18 protein-coding genes are annotated in these 22,718 nt (G+C 56.7%); 10 read left to right on the top strand and 8 right to left on the bottom strand.

Features of this window, described 5'->3' with window-relative positions; all coding sequences use genetic code 11:
- The first annotated feature begins 105 nt into the window (after positions 1-105).
- Positions 106-990 carry an ROK family protein gene (locus L350_RS01020; RefSeq protein ID WP_023298868.1) on the top strand — a complete coding sequence of 295 codons (885 nt, stop codon included), beginning with the start codon at positions 106-108 and terminating at the stop codon, positions 988-990.
- Between the two features lie 3 nt (positions 991-993).
- Here the strand turns inward: L350_RS01020 and selB are convergent, their stop codons facing one another.
- From selB to L350_RS01035, 3 genes are all read right to left on the bottom strand, one after another.
- Positions 994-2,832, bottom strand: coding sequence for a selenocysteine-specific translation elongation factor (selB, locus tag L350_RS01025; protein WP_023298869.1), 1,839 nt, complete (start codon positions 2,830-2,832; stop codon positions 994-996).
- Complete coding sequence (selA, locus tag L350_RS01030; protein WP_023298870.1) at positions 2,829-4,214, bottom strand: L-seryl-tRNA(Sec) selenium transferase; 1,386 nt, start codon at positions 4,212-4,214, stop codon at positions 2,829-2,831. Before selA ends, selB begins: the two co-directional genes overlap by 4 nt.
- 103 nt (positions 4,215-4,317) lie before the next feature.
- Positions 4,318-4,926, bottom strand: a complete 609-nt coding sequence (locus tag L350_RS01035) for a glutathione S-transferase (protein ID WP_015572763.1) — start codon at positions 4,924-4,926, stop codon at positions 4,318-4,320.
- Positions 4,927-5,362: 436 nt separating this feature from the next.
- Between L350_RS01035 and L350_RS01040 the strand changes: the two genes are divergently transcribed.
- The 4 genes from L350_RS01040 (at position 5,363) to L350_RS01055 (ending at position 9,529) form a co-directional block, all read left to right on the top strand.
- Positions 5,363-7,270 carry a PTS mannitol transporter subunit IICBA gene (locus tag L350_RS01040; protein WP_023298871.1) on the top strand — a complete coding sequence of 636 codons (1,908 nt, stop codon included), beginning with the start codon at positions 5,363-5,365 and terminating at the stop codon, positions 7,268-7,270.
- 87 nt (positions 7,271-7,357) lie between these two features.
- Entirely contained in the window at positions 7,358-8,521 is a 1,164-nt protein-coding gene (gene mtlD / locus L350_RS01045; RefSeq protein ID WP_041907503.1) for a mannitol-1-phosphate 5-dehydrogenase, read from the top strand.
- Positions 8,518-9,108 carry a mannitol operon repressor MtlR gene (gene mtlR / locus L350_RS01050; RefSeq protein WP_023298873.1) on the top strand — a complete coding sequence of 197 codons (591 nt, stop codon included), beginning with the start codon at positions 8,518-8,520 and terminating at the stop codon, positions 9,106-9,108. The genes mtlD and mtlR overlap by 4 nt, the downstream gene beginning before the upstream one ends.
- Positions 9,109-9,166: 58 nt before the next feature.
- Entirely contained in the window at positions 9,167-9,529 is a 363-nt protein-coding gene (locus L350_RS01055) for a YibL family ribosome-associated protein (RefSeq protein ID WP_022649764.1), read from the top strand.
- A gap of 31 nt (positions 9,530-9,560) precedes the next feature.
- On the opposite strand, the gene L350_RS01060 is transcribed toward L350_RS01055, so the two are convergent.
- The 4 genes from L350_RS01060 to L350_RS01075 are packed head-to-tail and all read right to left on the bottom strand — an operon-like array spanning position 9,561 to position 14,436.
- Positions 9,561-10,655, bottom strand: a complete 1,095-nt coding sequence (locus tag L350_RS01060) for a fimbrial protein (protein WP_023307173.1) — start codon at positions 10,653-10,655, stop codon at positions 9,561-9,563.
- Positions 10,656-10,664: 9 nt separating this feature from the next.
- On the bottom strand, positions 10,665-13,145 hold the full coding sequence (locus L350_RS01065) for a fimbria/pilus outer membrane usher protein (RefSeq protein ID WP_032626981.1): 2,481 nt from the start codon (positions 13,143-13,145) through the stop codon (positions 10,665-10,667).
- A gap of 4 nt (positions 13,146-13,149) precedes the next feature.
- On the bottom strand, positions 13,150-13,824 hold the full coding sequence (locus L350_RS01070) for a fimbrial biogenesis chaperone (RefSeq protein WP_032626979.1): 675 nt from the start codon (positions 13,822-13,824) through the stop codon (positions 13,150-13,152).
- Positions 13,825-13,854: 30 nt separating this feature from the next.
- Positions 13,855-14,436, bottom strand: coding sequence for a fimbrial protein (locus tag L350_RS01075; protein WP_032626976.1), 582 nt, complete (start codon positions 14,434-14,436; stop codon positions 13,855-13,857).
- Positions 14,437-15,535: 1,099 nt separating this feature from the next.
- Between L350_RS01075 and lldP the strand changes: the two genes are divergently transcribed.
- The 5 genes from lldP (at position 15,536) to trmL (ending at position 21,185) form a co-directional block, all read left to right on the top strand.
- On the top strand, positions 15,536-17,191 hold the full coding sequence (gene lldP, locus L350_RS01080; protein WP_022649769.1) for an L-lactate permease: 1,656 nt from the start codon (positions 15,536-15,538) through the stop codon (positions 17,189-17,191).
- Complete coding sequence (gene lldR / locus L350_RS01085) at positions 17,188-17,961, top strand: transcriptional regulator LldR (protein WP_023298877.1); 774 nt, start codon at positions 17,188-17,190, stop codon at positions 17,959-17,961. The genes lldP and lldR overlap by 4 nt, the downstream gene beginning before the upstream one ends.
- The gene (lldD, locus tag L350_RS01090) at positions 17,958-19,145 is read left to right on the top strand and encodes an FMN-dependent L-lactate dehydrogenase LldD (protein WP_022649770.1); all 1,188 of its coding nucleotides are present in this window, start codon (positions 17,958-17,960) and stop codon (positions 19,143-19,145) included. The genes lldR and lldD overlap by 4 nt, the downstream gene beginning before the upstream one ends.
- A 179-nt stretch (positions 19,146-19,324) precedes the next feature.
- The gene (locus tag L350_RS01095) at positions 19,325-20,665 is read left to right on the top strand and encodes an MFS transporter (RefSeq protein WP_022649771.1); all 1,341 of its coding nucleotides are present in this window, start codon (positions 19,325-19,327) and stop codon (positions 20,663-20,665) included.
- Between the two features lie 46 nt (positions 20,666-20,711).
- Complete coding sequence (gene trmL, locus L350_RS01100) at positions 20,712-21,185, top strand: tRNA (uridine(34)/cytosine(34)/5-carboxymethylaminomethyluridine(34)-2'-O)-methyltransferase TrmL (RefSeq protein WP_022649772.1); 474 nt, start codon at positions 20,712-20,714, stop codon at positions 21,183-21,185.
- Positions 21,186-21,221: 36 nt separating this feature from the next.
- Here the strand turns inward: trmL and ilvC are convergent, their stop codons facing one another.
- The gene (gene ilvC / locus L350_RS01105) at positions 21,222-22,697 is read right to left on the bottom strand and encodes a ketol-acid reductoisomerase (protein WP_022649773.1); all 1,476 of its coding nucleotides are present in this window, start codon (positions 22,695-22,697) and stop codon (positions 21,222-21,224) included.
- Between the last annotated feature and the right edge of the window lie 21 nt (positions 22,698-22,718).

The following is a 22,718-nucleotide window of genomic DNA, read 5'->3' as shown; positions in this document are numbered from 1 at the left end:
CGGGTAGCGGGTTTACGAGCCGCATCACGGATTACCGTACTTTACGTTTCGTTTCTGCCGCCGCAGCCATACTTAATAGCTCAAGGGCTCATGAGGAATGATGCAATGCAGCTATTTATCGGCTTTGACGTGGGTGGAACCCACATCAAACACGGCGTAATTAATGAAAACGGCGAAGAACTGACATCCGATGAATATGATACGCCGGACGATGAAAGCACCTTCAAAGAGAAGTGGAAAGCGGTAGTGGATAAGTACTGCCAGGAGCACGAGATCGCCAGTATTGGCGTGAGTTTTCCAGGACATATCAATCACCATACCGGCGAAGCGGCCAAAGCCGGAGCGCTGGACTATCTTGACGGCGAAAACCTGTGCGAACTGTTCGCACAGCTGACCGATCTCCCCGTGACAATCGAAAACGATGCCAATTGCGCGGCGCTGGGCGAGCGCTGGCAGGGCGCGGGCAAGGACTATGAGCATTTCGTCTGCATCACCATCGGCACCGGCATCGGCGGCGGTATCGTCATGGAGGGCGATCTCTACCGCGGGTCGCACTACCGGGCGGGTGAGTTTGGCGTGCTGCCCGTAGGCAATGAGGGCGAGCCGATGCATGAAGTGGCGTCCGCCAGTGGCCTGATGAAAGCCTGCCGCCGCGCGCTGGCCGTGTCGGAAGATGAGATGCCTGATGGTGAGGAGCTGTTTAAACGCATGGACAGCGACGTGCATCTGCGCGAAGCCATTGAAGCGTGGGCGCATTGTCTGTCGCGCGGTATTTACAGCGTGATCTCTATGTTTGATCCGCAGGCGGTGCTGATTGGCGGCGGCATTAGTGAGCAGGAGAAAATCTATCTCCTGCTGGATAAATATTTACAGCGATTCGAGGAGTGGGAAGCGCTCCGGGTGCCCATCCTTCCCTGCGAGCTGGGTAACCAGGCGGGAAGGCTGGGCGCGGTCTGGCTGGCTAAGCAGAAGCAGGCGCGCAGCGCTTAACGCTTACGGAAATAACTGCGCGTCGCGTAGCACATGGTCATTGCCACGACGACGCGTAAACCCGATGCGGTTGAAATACTCCAGGATCTGAATCGCCAGTTTGCGTCCTACGTTCAGCCGATCGCGGAAGTCTGCGGCGCAGGTTGATCCGCGCGCCTGATCCAGCTCCCGGATCAGGTTCGCAAACGCAACGATCCGATCGTTGCGGTAATAACGATCTTTCACGATCGCCACAATCATGCCCTGCTGCGCCGCATGCCGCAGTACCTGACGCATCAGCTGCTCATCGGTATTGGTTTCACGCGCCAGATCGCGCACCCACCAGGGTTCATCGCCAAACAGCGCCGCCACTTTTTGCCAGACCGCGTCCTGCTCAGCGGTAAAACCGGCCTTATGTTCCGGCAGGTGTAGCCAGCCGTGATGACTTGCAATCACGCCGCTTTCACGCATGTTTTCAATCAGCAACAGCACCAGCGCGTCGTCTTCCATGGGCAACGCCATACGCCGCAGACGTTCACGGCCCGGACCGGGCTCATCCTGATGCTGTTCATGATAGGTCGCCAGCGTGCTCAACACTTTACGCTGCCAGCGCGCCGCCACCGGCGCGTTCAGCAGGCTGTTGCCAGCCTGAATAAAACCCGGCTCCTGCGTCAGAAGACGCAATCCTTCACCGCTGAGCTGGCGCGCCCAGGCGAACGCAGCCAGATCCACCGCACCACGCTCAAGGTGGATATCTAACGCAGACTTGTCGTCACGGGCCTGGGCCAGCGAGGCCAGCCACGCTAAATACTCGGGCTTACGCTTGCCGCGACGGGGCGGATTCAGCATCACCACGCGGGCGCCCGCCAGGGTTTCGCGCGCGGAGATGTCGCGCAGAACCAGGCGGTCGTTATCCGCCAGCCAGAGCGGGGAGTCGAACACCAGTTCGGCGAGATCGTTTTCCAGCAGCGACACGCGTCCGGTGATGTGGCTGGCCGCGTGATGGATATGCAGCGGCTGCCACTGGGTCAGCGGCGTGTGGGTCTGTAGAGAAACGATAATCCGTTCAGAAGGCTCCGGCGGCGCGTCGGCCAGCAGCCAGTCGCCGCGGTTAAGCTGGTCTTTTTCGGCATCACCAGCAATATTCAGCGCGATACGCTGCCCGGCGTGGGCCTGTTCCACCGGCTGGTTTTGCGCGTGAAGCCCGCGCACGCGCATGGGTTTGTTCACGCCCGTCAGCCACAGGGTATCGCCCACGTTAACTTCGCCACTCAGCGCGGTACCGGTCACCACCAGCCCAGCCCCTTTCACGGTAAACGCCCTGTCGATCGCCAGACGGAAGCGGTGATGGCTGGCATGCTCACGAGACGGGATCTGCTGCAAATGGTCGCGAAGAGCGTCGATACCGCGGCCTTCTGTCGCCACGGTGACAAACAGAGCGGCATCCTTAAAACCATATTCACTCAGCGCCGCCAGTACCTCTTCACGCACCTCGTTGATACGCGCCTCATCCACACGGTCCGCTTTGGTAAGGGCGACGGTCAACTGCGGGTTTCCCGTCAGTTGCAGGATCGCCAGATGCTCGCGCGTTTGCGCCATCACCCCGTCATCGCACGCGACAACCAGTAGAGCGTGATCGATCCCGCCCACGCCCGCGAGCATATTGGAAAGAAACTTCTCGTGGCCGGGCACGTCGATAAAGCCCAGCACGCGACCGTCGGGCTGTGGCCAGTAGGCGTAACCCAGGTCAATGGTCATGCCGCGCTTTTTCTCTTCCGGCAGGCGATCGGCATTCACGCCCGTAATGGCCTGCAATAACGTGGTTTTGCCGTGGTCAACGTGACCGGCGGTGGCAATAATCATTTCAACATCATCTCCAGAAACCGCCCTTCATCTTCCAGGCAGCGTAAATCCAGCCACATACGACCATCACCGATCCGGCCAATCACTGGTGTCGGTAATGCACGCCAGCGCGCCGACAGCGCCTCAAGCTGGCTTCCGCGTCCGTCGCGCGGGGTGAACGTCAGCGCTTCGCTCGGTAACCTGTCCACGGGCAGCGAGCCGCTGCCAATTTGCGACAGGCAAGGCTCGATACGAACTTCAAACTCAGGGTAATGAGGAGCAACCTGCGGCAGTAGCGCTTCCGCCCGCGCGCGAACAGAGGCTTCATCACGGCTCAGCAAACGCAACGTGGGCAGGCGGTCAGCCAGTTTCTCCGGGTGGAGATAGAGCCGCAGCGTGGCTTCCAGCGCGGCCAGCGTCATTTTATCGGCACGCAGGGCGCGCTTCAGTGGGTGCTGCTGTAGCTGCGCAATCAGTTCGCGCTTGCCGACGATAATCCCCGCCTGCGGCCCGCCCAGCAGTTTGTCGCCGGAGAAACTGACCAGGCTTACGCCCGCAGCAACCATTTCCTGCACCATTGGCTCTTTCGGCAGACCGTACTGGCGCATATCCACCAGCGACCCGCTGCCGAGATCGGCAATCACCGGCACGTTTAGCTCGCGCCCGATGGCGGCCAGTTCGGCCTCTTCCACCGTTTTGGTGAACCCCTCAATATGGTAATTGCTGGTATGCACTTTCATCAGCAGGGCGGTGTTTTCATTCACCGCCGCGCGATAATCTTTTGCATGGGTACGGTTGGTTGTGCCCACTTCATGCAGCGTGCAGCCCGCCTGGCGCATGACATCCGGAATACGAAATGCCCCGCCGATCTCCACCAGCTCGCCGCGAGAGACGACAACCTCTTTTCCGCTCGCGGTGGCCGCCAGCATTAACAGCACCGCCGCCGCGTTGTTATTCACAATGCAGGCATCTTCCGCGCCGGTGATCTGGCAGAGAAGATCCGCCAGTGCGCGATCGCGATGCCCGCGCCCGGCGCCGTCCAGATCGTACTCCAGCGTCACCGGCGAGCGCATGGCCCGGGTGACGGCCTCTATTGCTTCTTCTGCCTGCTGTGCCCGGCCCAGATTGGTGTGCAGAACCGTGCCTGTCAGGTTAATAACCGGGCGCAACGCGCTTTGCGCGTGCTTGCTCAGCCTCCGTTCAACTTCCTGCGCCCATGCCTCGCACCAGCCGGGTAGCGCGTTTTCAGCCTGAATATGGCGACGCGCATCGTCCTGAAGCTGGCGTAGCATGTCGACCGTTGCAGTATGGCCAAACTGCTCCAGCACCGCAGTGATGCGCGGATCACGAAGCAGACGATCGGTAGCGGGGATCTGGCTGTAGAGGGAATGATGAGTAGTCATGAATGCGCCTGGCGAGTAAATATCTTCCCCCCTCCCGACGGGAGAGGGAGTTAACATGTGGGGGGATTGTACCGCCTCCCGCCAGGAAGTGTTATAACCCGCATCAAGCCTTTGGTGGTTCAGTCCGGGCGAAACTTTCGCGCTGGAAGAGCGTCTCCGCCAGTTTGACCAGCAGCGGACGATCCACGCACCAGCCCGGCGAGACGCGGCGGAAATTGAGGTAGCCAATGGCGCAGGCGATGGCGATCGTCGCCAGATTCAGGCTATCGCTCTGAATTTTCCCGTCGCGGATCAGCTGTTCGCACATATCCAGGCTGCGGCTGATTTTTTCGCGCTGGCGCAGCAGCTCATTTTCTGACTGCTGGGCGGCGGGCCTTGCCTGCTCGCGTACGGACGTTAATGCCGCATCCATAATGCCATCCGCCAGGGCTTCAATTTGCTTCATCGCCAGCGCTGCTTTTGGATCCGCCGGCAGCATGGCTGGCGCAACGCCAAGCAGCTCGATGTACTCCGCAATGATCGGGGAATCAAACCAGTAGTCGCCCTCGTCCGTTACCAGCGCCGGGACTTTCCCCAGCGGGTTGTACTGCGCAACGCCGTTCTCTGCGTTGTACGGTTGTTCATTTACGAATTCAAATTCAATCCCTTTCTCCAGCAGGAGAATCGAAATCTTACGCACGAAAGGACTGGTATAACTGCCGATGAGTTTCATTGCTTATCCTTAATGCCCATAAAGAGGTCAGTATGGATCAAGCCGTGAAAAAAGGCAGGTGTACGTATCGCATTCCTGCCGTGAGGGGATACGGGAGAAATCTGCATAAAAATATTTTGTGAATCAAATCACAATCTGGAAACAAACAACCAACTTAACATTGTGATATTAATCACAAAATAGCCCTCATTTTGGCGTAATTCTGAGCAATGTATTTTTTTTACACACCCATTATGTGATCGCGATCACTTCATTAATATCCTCACCCCCTACATTCATGTGATTCAGATCACACAAAATTCCGCTGTCTGGACAGTTGAACGATTCAGTGCCAGATTTCACAGCATCAGAACAGGGCCCGGCTACCTCTGCCGCCGCACATTAACGATAAACCTCGGGCCACAAGCCTAAGCGTAAACATAAGAAGGGGTGTTTTATGTCATCCGATTTCAAGATCAAAGTGCAAAGCTTTGGTCGTTTCCTCAGCAACATGGTGATGCCAAATATCGGCGCGTTTATCGCGTGGGGTATTATCACCGCATTATTTATTCCGACAGGGTGGTTGCCTAACGAAACGCTGGCGAAACTTGTTGGCCCAATGATTACGTACCTGCTGCCGCTGCTCATCGGTTATACCGGTGGTCGTCTGGTGGGCGGTGACCGTGGTGGTGTCGTGGGTGCCATCACAACCATGGGGGTAATTGTCGGTGCGGATATGCCGATGTTCCTCGGTGCGATGATTGCCGGTCCTCTGGGCGGCTGGGCGATCAAGAAATTTGACGTCTGGGTTGATGGCAAGATCAAATCCGGCTTCGAAATGCTGGTGAACAACTTCTCCGCGGGCATCATCGGGATGATCCTCGCGATTCTGGCGTTCCTCGGCATTGGTCCTGCGGTTGAAGTGCTCTCCAAGCTGCTGGCGGCGGGCGTTAACTTCATGGTGGCGCACGACATGCTGCCGCTGGCGTCTATCTTCGTTGAACCGGCGAAAATCCTGTTCCTGAACAACGCCATCAACCACGGTATCTTCTCACCGCTGGGTATCCAGCAGTCACACGATCTCGGCAAGTCCATCTTCTTCCTGATTGAAGCGAACCCGGGTCCGGGTATGGGCGTTCTGCTGGCGTACATGTTCTTTGGTCGCGGCAGCGCGAAACAGTCTGCTGGCGGCGCGGCTATCATTCACTTCCTGGGCGGTATTCACGAAATTTACTTCCCGTATGTGCTGATGAACCCACGTCTGATCCTGGCCGTTATCCTTGGCGGTATGACCGGCGTGTTCACCCTGAGCGTACTGGGCGGTGGTCTGGTGTCTCCTGCTTCTCCAGGCTCTATTCTGGCGGTGCTGGCGATGACCCCGAAAGGCGCCTACTTCGCGAACATCGCGGCGATCTGTGCGGCCATGGCCGTCTCCTTCGTGGTCTCCGCTATCCTGCTGAAAACCAGCAAGGTGAAAGAAGACGACGATATCGAAGCGGCAACCCGTCGTATGCATGACATGAAAGCCGAATCCAAAGGCGCAACGCCGCTGGCGGCGGGTGATGTCTCTAACGACCTGAGCCACGTGCGTAAAATTATCGTGGCCTGTGATGCCGGTATGGGTTCCAGCGCAATGGGTGCGGGCGTGCTGCGTAAGAAAGTGCAGGATGCGGGTCTGACCAACATCTCCGTGACCAACAGCGCGATTAACAACCTGCCGCCGGACGTTGACCTGGTGATCACGCACCGCGATCTGACCGAGCGCGCTATGCGTCAGGTGCCGCAGGCGCAGCACATTTCCCTGACTAACTTCCTCGACAGCGGCTTGTACACCAGCCTGACAGAACGTCTGGTTGCGGCCCAGCGCCATGAAGATAACGAAGTGAAAGTGCGCACCAGCCTGCAAGACAGCTTCGACGTGAGCAACGCGCATCTGTTCAAACTGGGCGCAGAAAACATCTTCCTTGGCCGCACGGCGACCAATAAAGAAGAGGCCATTCGCTTCGCCGGTGAGCAGCTGGTGAAAGGCGGCTACGTTCAGCCGGAATACGTTGAGGCGATGCTGGAGCGTGAAAAGCTGACCCCAACCTACCTGGGTGAATCCATCGCGGTTCCGCACGGTACGGTTGAAGCGAAAGACCGCGTGCTGAAAACCGGCGTGGTGTTCTGTCAGTATCCTGATGGCGTGCGCTTCGGTGAAGAAGAGGACGACATCGCCCGTCTGGTGATTGGTATCGCCGCTCGCAATAACGAGCATATCCAGGTGATTACCAGCCTGACCAACGCGCTGGATGACGAAACGGTTATTGAGCGTCTGGCCAATACCACCAGCGTTGAAGAAGTTCTGGCTCTGCTTAACAAGTAACAGCGCCTCTTCCCTCTCCCCCCCGGGGAGAGGGCTAGGGTGAGGGGAAAACGTTCCTCACCCCAGCCCTCTCGGGTAAAAACATTGATGAAGGTTAACACTATGAAAGCATTACATTTTGGCGCAGGTAATATCGGTCGTGGCTTTATCGGTAAACTGCTGGCAGACGCGGGCATTACCCTGACATTCGCCGATGTGAATCAGGTGGTTCTGGATGCCCTGAATGCCCGTCATAGCTATCAGGTTCACGTGGTGGGTGAAAACGAACAGGTTGAAACGGTCTCTGGCGTCAACGCGGTAAGCAGCATTGGCGACGACGTGATTGACCTCATCGCAAGCGTTGATCTGGTCACCACAGCCGTGGGTCCGGTGGTGCTTGAGCGTATCGCCCCGGCGGTCGCGAAAGGCCTGGCGAAGCGTAAAGCACAAGGCGTTGAAACGCCGCTGAACATCATCGCCTGTGAAAACATGGTGCGCGGCACCACGCAGCTGAAAGGCCACGTTCTGGCCGCTGTGGCTGAGGAAGATAAAGCCTGGGTTGAAGCGCACGTTGGTTTTGTGGATTCCGCCGTTGACCGCATCGTTCCGCCATCAGAATCCGCCACCAACGACCCGCTGGAAGTGACGGTGGAAACCTTCAGCGAGTGGATCGTTGATAAAACTCAGTTTAAAGGCGCGCTGCCGACCATTCCGGGAATGGAATTAACCGATAATCTGATGGCATTTGTCGAACGTAAACTCTTCACGCTGAACACCGGGCATGCTATAACCGCGTACCTCGGGAAATTGGCCGGTCATCAGACGATTCGTGACGCGATCCTCGATGAGAACATCCGTGCGGTGGTCAAAGGGGCAATGGAAGAGAGCGGCGCGGTGCTGATCAAACGCTACGGTTTTGATGCTGATAAACACGCAGCATACATCCAGAAAATCCTCGGTCGTTTTGAAAACCCGTATCTGAAAGATGACGTTGAGCGCGTGGGTCGTCAACCGCTGCGTAAACTGAGCGCGGGTGACCGCCTGATTAAACCGCTGCTGGGCACGCTGGAATACGGTCTGCCGCACGCTAACCTGGTGAAAGGGATAGCTGCCGCGATGCACTACCGCAGCGAGCAGGACCCGCAGGCGATTGAGCTGGCTCAGCTGATTGATGACAAAGGCGCACAGGCTGCGCTGGCGCAGATTTCCGGTCTGGATGCCAACAGTGACGTGGTTGCGGAGGCGGTCAGCGCATACAACGCAACCAAATGATGCAGAGTCCGGCGCAGGTTAGCCTGCGCCCGAATAACAGATTGTCAGATATGCAGGCAATAATGGAACAAACCCAGGCCTTTGAAAATCGTGTGCTTGAGCGTCTGAATGCTGGCAAAACCGTACGAAGTTTCCTGATCGCCGCCGTCGAGCTGTTAACCGAGGCGGTGAACATTCTGGTGCTTCAGGTGTTTCGCAAAGACGACTACGCGGTAAAGTATGCTGTAGAACCGTTACTTGACGGAGACGGACCGCTGGGCGATTTATCGGTACGGCTGAAGCTGATCTACGGTCTTGGCGTGCTCAACCGTCAGGAGTATGAAGACGCCGAGCTGTTAATGGCGCTGCGCGAAGAGCTCAATCATGACGGCAATGAGTACACCTTCACCGATGATGAGATCCTGGGGCCCTTCGGCGAACTGCACTGCGTAGCCGCGCTCCCTCCCGCACCTCAGTTTGATGACAGCGACCCTGAGCTGTACATGATGCAAAAGCTGCGTTATCAACAAGTTGTCCGCTCCACCATGGTGCTTTCCCTGACTGAGCTGATTTCTAAAATCAGCTTAAAAAAAGCGTTTCAGAAGTAAGCCCGCACACATTGGTGTATCCTTCCCTGTAAATTCCCCGTTTTCAGAGTTATTTGTCATGAAAGAAGTCGAAAAGAACGAAATTAAACGCCTGAGCGACCGTCTGGATCTGATCCGCCATCAGATGGCTGGCCTCTCCCTTGTTGATTCCGCCGAGAAATATGCCGAGCTGGAAAAAGAGTCCGTGAAGCTGGAGGCGGAAATTGAGCGCCTGCGCGATGTGAAAGGCCAGAAGCTGAGTAAAGAGGCGCAGAAGCTGATGAACATGCCGCATCGCCGCGCGATCACCAAAAAAGAGCAGGCCGACATGGGCAAGCTGAAGAAAAGCGTCCGTGGCCTGGTGGTGGTGCACCCGATGACTGAGCTTGGCCGCGAAATGGGCCTGAAAGAGATGACGGGTTTTAGTAAGACCGCGTTCTGATCGCTCTCCCCTGCCGCTGCGCAGGGGAAACTCAGTTGTAAATCAGGTTAAACGTGGCCATCGCATCTGCTTTTCCCGCCGTTACGTTCTCTTCCGTCTGAATGTAATGCGCATCAAACCAGAAGGTCTGCGTCTGGTTATCCCCCACCTGGCCAAGCGCTGACACCTGAGGGGTGTTCCACGATACCACCTGCCCCTGAACCGAACCGGTATTGTCACCGTAAAGCAGTTCGATCCCGACACCGCTGGCGCTATCCTCCTGCTTCGTCAACGCCAGCGCCCGATCGTTGCCTGGCGTGGTATCGCCAAAGAAACCCATCTTAACCGCCGTGTTATTTTCACAGGTCACCGGAATGCTGAAGCGTCCGCCTCCGGCACGGGAGCCGATGCCGTGAAATTCACGCTGGCTCACGCTCCCCATGGGAACAAGAATGCTGCGAGAGCCCACTGAACAGCTGGTACGCCTGACGGTGAAGCTGGCGAGATGGATCTGTACCGGTGTCGCCACGTTGGTGGCGCTGGCTTGATTTTCTCCCGCCTGCAATATCAGCGAGCCGACATTTTGCTCCTGGGAATTGGCGTTATCGTCAGGCATGGCGCTGGTCGTCGGGATTTTGTAGAACACCACCCAGAACTGCATTTTGTACGTTGAGGCGCTGGCAAAGGCGGGGTTTTGCGATGCGTCGCAAATGCGCCGGGACTCATTGCCATTCACCTGACTTGTGCCGTCAATATAGCGTATCGCATCGGCGCCGCAGTACTGCTGCTCGCGAAACCCGAGCGCGTAGCCGATGCCGTCAATCTGGGTTTTGTAGACGTGCCGCGACGCACCGTCTTCACCCACCACGGTGCCGACGGGGTTATCCACGTCGACAAAGCCGATACTACGCCAGGCATCATTCCCGCCATCACAGCTGTAGAAATCTGCCCCGGTAGACTGTATCGGCGCAGATATCGGCGTCCAGTCAGCCGTGCCGGGCGCATACCCAATGGCATAAGGCACCTGAACGACCCACTGATCGCGCGTGGTGCGGCAAGGTGAAGTCTGAGCATGGGCATGAAAACTCAGCATGCCAAAAAGCGAAAGAAGGCTCAGATAGAAAAACCAGTGAATAAAACGACGCATGATATTCCTCTAATGGCATTCAACGGACAGCGTGGCGATACCGGGGGCCATATGAGCTTTCCCCAGTCTGAAAGGTGTCTGGCATTGCTGCTGCTCCCCGTTTTCATACCAGGTGACGCGCAGGGTGCCGCGCTCTGGTACCCCGCTCAGGTAGGCCTGACCGCCGTCAGCGACCATGCTTCGGTTTGCAGAATGGCGGTTCTGCTCCACCACTTCAGCCTGCGCGCCAAACGGCAACGGTTCGCCGTGGTAGCGCAGGGAAAACAGAACGCGATAACCAATGTGGGTTGTGTAATTGGCCAGCACCACCGCGCCGCTGGTGGGAATGAGCGTCAGACCGCTTTGCTCAATGTCGACGTTCTCACCCAGCGTCGCCGTATCAAGGCTGACGGTATTTTTGCGATACGCCGAGAGCGTTGGCATGACCGCATAGCCGCGGCTGTCGGTATGGATCCCGTTGTAGCCCTCCGGCTCAACGTTCGCCGCGCCGGGCACGCGCAGCAGGGCAACGGTATCGCCCAGCGGCTGGCTAAGCGTGACGCCATACTGCGTGGCGATAACGCCTCCGGCGAGTCCAAGACTCGCGTTGCTACCGTTTCGGCTGTGGTCATAACCGAGGCTGACGTTGCCGTAGCCACCATTGTATTGCAGCGCCAGGCTGGTGCTGTCGGCCTCTCCCTCACTGGTCTTACTCTGCTGAACGCTGTAATTCAGGTTGCGGTTCGCCAGCGCGCTGCCGTTGAGTGACACCTGCTGCGTGGTCATCCCACGATTGTTGTGGTTGGCGTAGTAACTGACCGAACTGCCCGGCAGCCAGTTGCCAAGCGGAACATTGACGTTAAACGACACGGTGCGATCGGGATGCTGCTCAAGCGCTGAGTCGGTGTAGTCATACCCCGCGCCCCAGGAAATACCCCGCCAGCTGGTGTACCAGCCGATGTGGATGGTTTTATCCTGCCCGGACGTATGCCAGTAATCCTGCATCCATGCCGAGACGCTGAGGCTGCCGAACTGACCCAGCGTCTGTGAAAAAGTGACCTGCGAGCGGCTACGGCGATTATTGAGTTGCAGCTGTTGGCTGTCAGACTGATTCAGTTCACTAAATTCGTAGTAATTGCGCGAGGCATAGCGATAGCTCGCCAGGTTGAAGGCGGTGCCGGTAGCGCTGAAATCTTTCTGGTACTGAATGCGCCACGCCTGCCCCATCGCGCTTTTGCCGTCGGGTAAACGGCTTTTTGCCAGCGTATCGTCAATACCCAGCGAGCCAAATGCGCCAAACCCTCTGCCTACGCCAATTGCACCGGCCTGATAGTTGCTCGCCGTACGAAAGCCGCCATACACCGTCATCCTGGAGAGCAGACCGTAGAAGAAAGCGCCTTCAACAAATTCGGGCGAACGCGCATCACCGGAGCCGGAGTGAAATCGTCCTGCATTGAGACTGTATTTCAGGCTGCCCTGGCGTCGCATAAACGGCACCGCAGAGTAGGGCTGGGTAAAGACGCGCGTTGAGCCGTCACTTTCCGTGACCGTAACCTGTAGATCGCCACTTTGTGCGCCCGGGAACAGATCGTTAATGATAAATGGCCCGGCGGCCACCCAGGTTTCATAGATCACATAGCCATTTTGCGAAACGGAGACTTTAGCGAAGCTGTGTGCGACGCCGCGGATGGTTGGTGCGAAGCCGCGCTGGCTGTCGGGCAACATGCTTTCGCTTGATGAGAGCTGTACCCCGCGAAACGCCACGCTATCGAAGACGTCGCCTGCGGTCCAGGCATCGCCGATCCGTAGCTGGCTGTTAAGACGGCGAATATCCCGGGTCAGCCAGCTACTTTGCGACTGAAAATGGTCGCCGCCCGCGTCGCTGTAGCTCCAGGCCGAGGTGTTACGCAGCCGCCACGCCCCCAGATTGATGCCGTTACGCAGGCTCAGATAGCTGGATGTCGTGACCCCGCTCTGATGACGGGCCTGACCGCCCGACAGACTGTAATCAGTAAATGCCGCCGGGATACCATCGTCCCACTGCGACTGCGGCACGTAGCCACGGCTGCGGTGTTTCATTGCCGCCTGCGGCAGGCTGAGAAAGAGACGCTGCTGGTTGAAATCATAAGAAGTTCGCGCTGCCGGAATAAAATCCTCGAGGTGCGTGAACGTTTCTCCCTCCTGCAACCGGGAGAATGCAGGAATGGCCCCTACATTTACGCCAAGCGCTTCCAGCAGCGATACGCTAAAAACGGGTTGCAGGCTGCCTTTCTCATTCACGAAGGTGATCTCCTGATGCCGCTCCTCGCGTCCGTTAATCTCCAGCGTCACGAGCCAGGTGCCTGGCATCTGCCCGCCCTTTTCAGAGAAATAGTGCAGATCCGCCGTTTTCTGTTCAGTAGAGGAAAGCTCCAGCGCGGCGGGATCAAAGTAATCCTCGGCCATCCCCGTGCGGCTGAAGCTAAGCAGCAACACCGAAAGCGGCGCGTAACGAAACAGGCGAAAAGGCATGGTCTTAAAGAGGCTGGGTGTGGGTGGCGGTGATGGCACCAAAATCATTAATAGCCGACCAGCTTACGCCCCCGGAGGCGGACACAGGCCATTCCCGGGTTTCCCCTGGACCGATCATGCCCGGCTGCTCAATTTTATGCCCGCCAACGGTCAGACGATAAAAAGAGACGTAGTATGGCGTCGGGTTAGCGGCCTTAAGCCCTTTTCCCGTTCGCGAAAACGTTATTTTCTGCCAGGCCGTGGCGGCGTCCCCTTTCAGGTTGTCCGGGCGGTAGAAGATTTTAAATTTCGATTTGACGTTTACCTGTAATTCGTTGCTGCTCTCTTTTGGCTTTGGCGCTATCGCTTTAATATCGAGCCAGAATACAGATTCACGATCTGTGGGCAGCGGAGCGCCGGTATATTGAATACGCAGCGTGTTGGTCTGCTCCGGATCAAGTCTGAACAGAGGTGGTGTGACAATAAATGGCGCAGCGTTATTTTTATCCGGCCCATCGCCTTCAACCCACGACTGAATAAGATAGGGAACCGCACTTTCCATATTAGAAACAGAAAATGCCACCTCCTTGCTGTTTTGCGGGTATACGATCCGTGTTCCCCCCATTACAACGCCAGCGGAAACTGACGCAGAATTAACCATTAATGCAGTGAGCATAATATACGATAAACGTTTCATCATTATTATCTCTGGAGGTGGCTGACAGTGAAATCAGTTATAAACCATCAGGAAGTTGGATACGGCGTTAACATCGCCGGCGTTGATTTCCGTGCCATCTTTGTCAAGTGCGGCATAGAAAGTTAATTCAGCATTGCCTTCATCATCCGGTGCGGTTGTTTCAGATACCGTACCCGGTTTAATCGCGGTGCTGCGATCGCTGTTATAAAGCTTCACGCCGATACCCGTCGCCATACCTTCACCTGGCGTAACCTGAAGCAGTGTGTCATTCACCGTATCTTTGGTTCCGTCAAACAGTACCGCAACCGATTCAACCGTCTCCGGGCAGTTTTCCACGTTGATTTTGAACTCGCGCGGCGTCGTTTCGTTGTGATCGTCAAAGTAGCTTTTTGCCCACGCCCCAAGGTCTACCGTTTTGTTTTTAGAGGCCGGAGTAATATCACAGGAAATAAGGGTAATCTTCCCGGTAAAATTGATCACCCCGCCCGTACTTTGCGAACCCGCACCGGTATCCAGAGAAGCATTAACGCCAGAATCACTGCTTGCCAGTACTGATTGAGAAGATAACAGCAGCCCCGCCGCGGCAATCGCCAGCGCCACATTTTTGATTTTCATTTGGAACACTTTCCCCTCTGTAAATTAAACAGATATAGACTTGTTGTACCAGGTACAATAACCGCTATAAGGATTTAAAAACGCCACCGAAAGGTTTTTAGCAGAATGGGTGACGCGACCTTATAGAATAAAGCAGGGTCCATCCCATGGTGATAATCCGTATATTTTCAGAAGGCCATACACAGATATCCTTCAACTGAGGAATGACTTCTGGCCGAAAATAACACTGAATACGTTGTGGTTAGTAATAAATTTAAAATCTTCTGTTACGTTGCTTCTGAATAAATAGTAAATCAAATGCCTTTTAACGTCTACGCATTGAAAAGCAATATGCCGCGTCTGTAAACACTCAGAAATTAACACTCAGCTAACAAATTTAACCCCTTTCGATTGCCCTAATAATTATTAATCTGCTTTTAATACCGCAACTAAATTACAAGAGAGTTAACTGATCATTGTTTGATCAATTTATTTCAGAATATTATTAGCCAAAAAAATGTCTGTTCAGCGCAAAATTCTTACCCTTTATCCTGAAAAACCACAATTGAACAGGATATTTCTTTATCGATCATCAATTGATCGTTTGTAATACACTGTTAAAATCTATATGTGAAATTTACCTTAATTAAAATTTTTTGCTACAGCTTAGATTTCGCATTTTTAACCAAAAAAATTTTTATTTATAGGAAAAATATCACTCTGCTCACACATATACAGCTTCTCAAAAACACAAATAAAACAAACAAACCTCATTCAATTCACGCAGTATTATCACCTCCCCTTTTTATATAACCTCTTTTACGCGCTGTATCTGCTTAAAAGGCGAATGTAAGGCTCTCCACCTGACCACCGCTCCCAACGCACACGGTGATTTGATTTTGCGGGTTTGGTCCTACCAATCACGCACAAAGCTATCCATCGTTCACAATTTCGATGCTCCACTTCACAAAACAATTGCTGAATAGCAACACTTGGTTAACCATTTGTTGTCTTTAACCCTACATCACAATATTGGAAGGACCACTTTTACACTAAGTGTGACGCAGAGATGAGCAGAGACTCACCCGACGAACACCTGTGTGGTCCTCAGGAGACCTGCATGAGCCTCTGGCAACAAAACTACGATCCGGCCGGAAATATCTGGCTGTCGAGCCTGATCGCATCGCTACCGATCCTGTTTTTCTTCTTTGCGCTGATTAAGCTCAAGCTGAAGGGCTACCTCGCCGCGACGTATACCGTTGCCATCGCCCTGATGGTGGCGTTGTTCTTCTACAAAATGCCGGTCGATCGCGCGCTGGCCTCCGTCGTCTATGGCTTCTTCTACGGACTGTGGCCGATTGCGTGGATCATCATCGCCGCCGTCTTTGTCTACAAAATCTCGGTCAAAACCGGGCAGTTCGACATTATTCGCTCGTCGATTCTCTCCATCACGCCGGACCAGCGTTTGCAGATGCTGATCGTCGGCTTCTCCTTCGGAGCATTTCTGGAAGGGGCGGCAGGATTCGGCGCACCGGTGGCCATCACCGCCGCCCTGCTGGTCGGTCTGGGCTTTAACCCGCTGTATGCCGCTGGCCTGTGCCTGATTGTGAATACCGCCCCGGTGGCGTTTGGCGCGATGGGCATTCCTATTCTGGTGGCGGGCCAGGTGACCGGGCTGGACAGCTTCGAGATCGGCCAGATGGTGGGCCGCCAGCTGCCGTTCCTGACCATTATCGTGCTGTTCTGGATCATGGCGATTATGGACGGCTGGCGCGGCGTGAAGGAGACCTGGCCTGCGGTGATGGTAGCGGGCGGTTCGTTCGCCATTGCCCAGTATCTCAGCTCCAACTTCCTCGGCCCGGAACTGCCGGACATCATCTCTTCCCTGGTGTCGCTGGTCTGTCTGACGCTGTTCCTGAAACGCTGGCAGCCGGTACGTATCTTCCGCTTTGCTGACATGGGCGCATCACACGTGGATCAGACGCTGGCGCGCACCGGCTATACCGCCGGACAGATTGTACGCGCATGGTCACCGTTCCTGTTCCTGACCGCCACCGTGACGCTGTGGAGCATTCCGCCGTTTAAGGCCCTGTTCGCCCCGGGCGGCGCGCTGTACGACATGGTGATTAATATCTCCGTGCCGTTCCTCGACAAGATGGTCGCTCGTATGCCGCCGGTGGTACACGACGCCACGCCGTATGCGGCAGTGTTTAAGTTCGACTGGTTCTCAGCCACCGGCACGGCAATCCTGTTTGCCGCTATCCTTTCCGTAGTGTGGCTGCGCATGAAGCCTGCCGCCGCGGTGCAGACCTTTGCGGCGACGATTAAAGAGCTGATGCTGCCGATTTACTCCATCGGCATGGTGCTGGCGTTCGCGTTTATTTCGAACTACTCCGGCCTGTCGTCGACGCTGGCGTTAGCGCTGGCGCATACCGGCCACGCGTTTACCTTCTTCTCGCCGTTCCTCGGCTGGCTGGGGGTGTTCCTGACCGGTTCAGATACGTCATCTAACGCCCTGTTTGCCGCCCTACAGGCCACAGCCGCGCAGCAGATTGGCGTCTCGGACGTGCTGCTGGTCGCCGCGAACACCACCGGCGGCGTGACCGGGAAGATGATCTCACCGCAGTCCATCGCCATTGCCTGTGCCGCGGTGGGGCTGGTAGGCAAAGAGTCGGATCTGTTCCGCTTTACTGTTAAACACAGCCTGATATTTACCTGCATGGTGGGCGTGATCACCACATTGCAGGCCTATGTCTTAACCTGGATGATTCCATGATAGTGATGCCCAGACGCCTGTCCGACGAGATTGCCACTCGCGTACGGGCGCTGATAGAAGAACAACAGCTGGAAGCGGGCATGAGATTGCCCGCCGAGCGTCAGCTTGCCGCCCAGCTTGGCGTGTCGCGCAATTCACTGCGCGAGGCGCTGGCGACGCTGGTCAGCGAAGGGGTGCTGCTGAGCCGTCGAGGCGGCGGCACCTTCGTGCGCTGGCAGCATGACGACTGGTCCGAACAAAACATCGTGCAGCCGCTTAAGACGCTGATGGAAAACGACCCGGACTACAGCTTTGACATCCTCGAAGCGCGTCACGCCATCGAAACCAGCACCGCGTGGCATGCGGCGATGCGGGCAACCGAGGCCGACAAAGAGAAGCTCAAAGCCTGCTTTGAGGCCACGCAAAGCAGCGATCCGGACATCGCCTCCCAGGCGGACGTGCGTTTTCACCTCGCGATTGCCGAGGCCTCGCACAACGTAGTTCTGCTGCAAACCATGCGCGGGTTCTTCGACCTGCTGCAATCCTCCGTGAAGCAGAGCCGCCAGCGCATGTATCTGGTGCCGCCGGTATTTGCCCAACTGACCGAACAGCACGAGGCGGTGCTCAACGCCATTCTGGCCGGTGATGCCGAGGCCGCGCGCAAGGCGATGATGGCGCATCTTGGCTTCGTGCATACCACCATTAAACGATTCGATGAAGATCAGGCCCGACAGGCGCGTATTACCCGTCTGCCTGGCGAGAGTGATATTTCCAGGGAGAACAAAGCATGATTATTTCCGCAGCCAGTGACTATCGCGCCGCGGCACAGCGCATTTTGCCGCCATTCCTGTTCCACTACATTGACGGCGGGGCGTACGCCGAATATACCCTGCGCCGCAACGTGGAGGACCTGTCGGAAGTGGCCCTGCGCCAGCGCGTGCTGAAGAATATGTCTGACCTGAGCCTTGAGACGAAGCTGTTTAACGAGACGCTCTCCATGCCGGTGGCGCTTGCGCCCGTCGGCTTATGCGGCATGTATGCCCGCCGGGGCGAAGTGCAGGCCGCCGCCGCCGCAGATGCCAAAGGCATCCCGTTTACCCTTTCCACCGTGTCCGTCTGCCCGATTGAAGAGGTCGCCCCGACCATCAAGCGCCCGATGTGGTTCCAGCTGTACGTCCTGCGCGATCGCGGTTTTATGCGTAACGCCCTTGAGCGCGCCAAAGCGGCGGGCTGCTCTACGCTGGTCTTTACCGTCGATATGCCGACGCCCGGCGCACGCTACCGTGATGCGCACTCCGGCATGAGCGGTCCGAACGCCGCGATGCGCCGCTACTGGCAGGCGGTGACGCACCCGCAGTGGGCGTGGGATGTCGGCGTGAATGGCCGTCCGCACGATCTGGGCAATATTTCGGCCTACCTGGGTAAACCGACCGGGCTGGAAGATTACATCGGCTGGCTGGCGAACAACTTCGATCCATCCATCTCCTGGAAAGACCTGGAGTGGATCCGCGAATTCTGGGACGGCCCGATGGTGATCAAAGGGATCCTCGATCCGGAAGATGCCCGCGACGCGGTGCGTTTTGGTGCCGATGGGATCGTGGTCTCTAACCATGGTGGCCGCCAGCTTGACGGGGTGCTCTCCTCCGCCCGCGCCCTGCCAGCCATTGCCGATGCGGTGAAAGGCGATATTGCGATTCTGGCCGACAGCGGCATCCGTAACGGGCTGGACGTGGTGCGCATGATTGCCCTGGGCGCAGACAGTGTGCTGCTGGGCCGTGCTTACCTGTACGCGCTGGCCACCAGCGGCCAGGCGGGCGTGGCGAATCTGCTGAACCTGATCGAGAAAGAGATGAAGGTGGCGATGACCCTGACCGGTGCGAAAACAATCGGTGAAATCAGCAAAGACTCTCTGGTGCAGGAACTCAGTAAGCTGCCTGCGGCGCTGGCCCCCCTTTCTCAGGGAAACGCGGCCTAATCTCCCCCGGTTAGCCTCCCCTTCTTCCGCGCCCGACTTCCCCCTCGGGCGCTTTTTTTGTCGAAAATAACACCTGCGTAACATTCTGGATAAGAAAATTTGACACAGCCTGCCCTCCGCAATTGTATAGACAAGCAAATACAAGAACACAAAAACAACATCACATCGGAGGGGAACGTATGACGTATTCAGGTCGGGTGGATATACAGCAGGTGATCGATGAGAGTCCTTTTTCAGGGTTTCACTGGCTTCTTATTGTGCTGGGCTTTCTGGTGCTGGCGATCGATGGTTTCGATACCGCAGCGATGGGTTACATTGCGCCTACGCTGTCGGCGGAGTGGGGAATACATAAACAGGATCTGGGGCCGGTGTTGAGTGCGGCGCTACTGGGGCTGTCGCTGGGAGCTCTTATTGCAGGTCCGGTATCGGACCGTATGGGACGCAAGCGCGTACTGGTCTTTTCATGCCTGTTCTTCGGCCTGGCGAGCCTGGGCACGGCCTGGGCGCAAAGTCTGAATACCCTGACGCTGTGGCGATTTCTGACCGGTCTCGGGCTGGGCGCCGCGATGCCTAACGCCATCACACTGATCTCAGAGTTTGCCCCCCAGCGCTGCCGCGCCATGGCAATTAACACCATGTACTGCGGCTTTCCGCTGGGTGCGGCGGGCGGCGGGGCGATCTCGTCCTGGCTTATCCCTCACCATGGCTGGCGAAGCGTACTGCTGACCGGCGCGATTGCGCCGCTGATTTTAACGGTGCTGCTGGCGCTGCTGTTGCCGGAGTCGGTGAAGTTTCTGGTGCAGCGCGGGAAAGACGTCGCGCAGGTTCGCCGCATCGCCAGCCGGTTCGCCCGCAGCACGCTGGATAGCGTCACGGGCTTTTTCCTGGCGGAGGAGAAGGTCGCGTCGAAAAAAGGCAGCGTGTCGCAGCTGTTTTCCATGCCCTGGCTGCCCGGCACCCTGATGCTGTGGGTCACCTACTTTATGGGACTGGTGATTTATTACGTCCTGCTGAGCTGGATGCCAACGCTGATGCAGGGGATGGGGTATGCGCTGGCGGAATCCGCCTGGCTCACCTCGCTGTTCACCTTCGGCGGCACCGCTGGCATTCTGCTCGCGGGCTGGATGATGGACCGCTGGGAAGCGCACAAGGTGGTCGCGTGTGGTTTCGTGCTGACGATGGGCCTGATTCTTTTACTCGGCATTGAGCATAATCATATCGCCCTGTTTGGCGGGTTAATCTTCCTGATGGGGATCGCGATGAACGGCGCGCAGTCGGGGATGCAGACCCTGGCCGCCACCTTTTACCCTACCGAGTGCCGCGCGACGGGTATCGCCTGGATGCAGGGGATCGGCCGCTTCGGCGGCGTGGCGGGCACCATGACCAGCGCCCAGCTTCTTTCCATGCAGTGGCAGGCGGACAGTATTTTGATGATCCTCAGCGTGCCTGCTCTCGTGGCCGCGGCGGCAACCGTCTACAAAATGCTGTATAGCCGCTCGCAGGAGCCGGGCGTCGCCTAGTCCCTCTCTTTTCTGCTATTCTGCCCCCCGCAATTAAGGGGGCAGCATGCTTAACATCGTCTTATTCGAACCAGAAATCCCACCCAATACCGGCAATATCATCCGCCTGTGCGCCAACACCGGTTTTCGTCTGCACATCATTGAGCCGATGGGCTTTACGTGGGACGACAAACGTCTGCGCCGCGCGGGGCTGGACTACCATGAGTTTACTGCCGTCGTTCGTCATCACGATTACGCCGCGTTTCTGGACGCAGAGAAGCCGCAGCGCATGTTCGCCCTGACCACCAAAGGCACGCCAGCGCACAGTGCCGTAAGCTATCAGGACGGGGATTATCTGATGTTTGGTCCGGAAACCCGCGGCCTGCCGGCCACCATTCTGGATGCCCTGCCCGCTGAGCAAAAAATTCGTATTCCGATGATGCCGGACAGCCGCAGCATGAACCTGTCGAATGCGGTGTCGGTGGTGGTGTATGAGGCGTGGCGCCAGCTGGGTTATCCCGGCGCGATACTGCGTAGCTAAAACAGTTCGGGTGGCTTGCGCCACCCGATTGTCTTTTTAGTCTGCTACTGCGATACGTTTCATATCGGTCATGTAGCCACGCAGTTTCTGGCCCACTTTCTCGATTTCGTGGCTGCGAATCGCTTCGTTAACGTCACGAAGCTGCGCGTTATCAACCGCACCTTCCGCAATCGCTTTACCCAGATCGCCTGCTTGCAGGGTAGTCATGAACTCTTTCAGCAGCGGTACGCAGGCGTAAGAGAACAGATAGTTACCGTACTCGGCGGTATCGGAGATCACCACGTTCATCTCATACAGACGCTTACGGGCGATGGTGTTTGCGATCAGCGGCAGCTCGTGCAGCGATTCGTAGTACGCAGATTCTTCAATGATGCCGGAATCCACCATGGTTTCGAACGCCAGCTCAACGCCCGCTTTCACCATCGCGATCATCAGTACGCCTTTATCGAAGTACTCCTGCTCGCTGATTTTACCCTCAAACTGTGGTGCCGTTTCGAACGCGGTTTTACCGGTCTCTTCGCGCCAGGTCAGCAGTTTCTTATCGTCATTCGCCCAGTCCGCCATCATGCCGGAAGAGAACTCGCCGGAGATGATGTCGTCCATGTGTTTCTGGAACAGCGGTGCCATGATGGTTTTCAGCTGTTCAGAGAGTGCGAACGCGCGCAGTTTTGCCGGATTGGACAGACGGTCCATCATCAGCGTAATGCCGCCCTGCTTCAGCGCTTCGGTGATGGTTTCCCAGCCGAACTGAATCAGTTTTTCCGCATATGCCGGGTCGGTGCCCTCTTCCACCAGCTTGTCGAAGCACAGCAGGGAGCCAGCCTGGAGCATGCCGCACAGAATGGTCTGCTCGCCCATCAGGTCAGATTTCACTTCCGCAACGAAGGAAGATTCCAGTACGCCCGCACGATGGCCGCCGGTGGCCGCTGCCCAGGCTTTGGCAATCGCCATGCCTTCGCCTTTCGGATCGTTTTCCGGGTGAACGGCGATCAGCGTCGGTACGCCGAAACCACGTTTGTACTCTTCGCGCACTTCGGTGCCCGGGCACTTCGGTGCCACCATCACTACGGTGATGTCTTTACGGATCTGCTCGCCCACTTCAACGATGTTGAAGCCGTGGGAGTAACCCAGCGCCGCGCCGTCTTTCATCAGCGGCTGTACGGAACGCACAACGTCAGAGTGCTGCTTGTCTGGCGTCAGGTTAACCACCAGGTCCGCCTGCGGGATCAGCTCTTCGTAGGTACCTACTTTGAAGCCGTTTTCGGTCGCTTTACGCCAGGAAGCGCGCTTCTCGGCAATCGCTTCTTTACGCAGGGCGTAGGAGATATCCAGCCCGGAGTCACGCATGTTCAGGCCCTGGTTCAGACCCTGTGCGCCACAGCCAACAATGACCACTTTTTTACCCTGAAGGTAGCTCGCGCCATCAGCAAATTCATCGCGCGCCATGAAGCGGCATTTGCCCAGCTGCGCCAGCTGCTGGCGCAAGTTCAGTGTATTAAAGTAGTTAGCCATGGGTGATACCTCGTGATGTTG

Origin of the sequence: Enterobacter sp. MGH 4, assembly GCF_000534735.1 — a bacterium.
Classification (GTDB): domain Bacteria; phylum Pseudomonadota; class Gammaproteobacteria; order Enterobacterales; family Enterobacteriaceae; genus Enterobacter; species Enterobacter intestinihominis.
The sequence above is the reverse complement of the archived record's forward strand: the minus strand, read 5'-3'. Positions and strand labels throughout refer to the sequence as shown.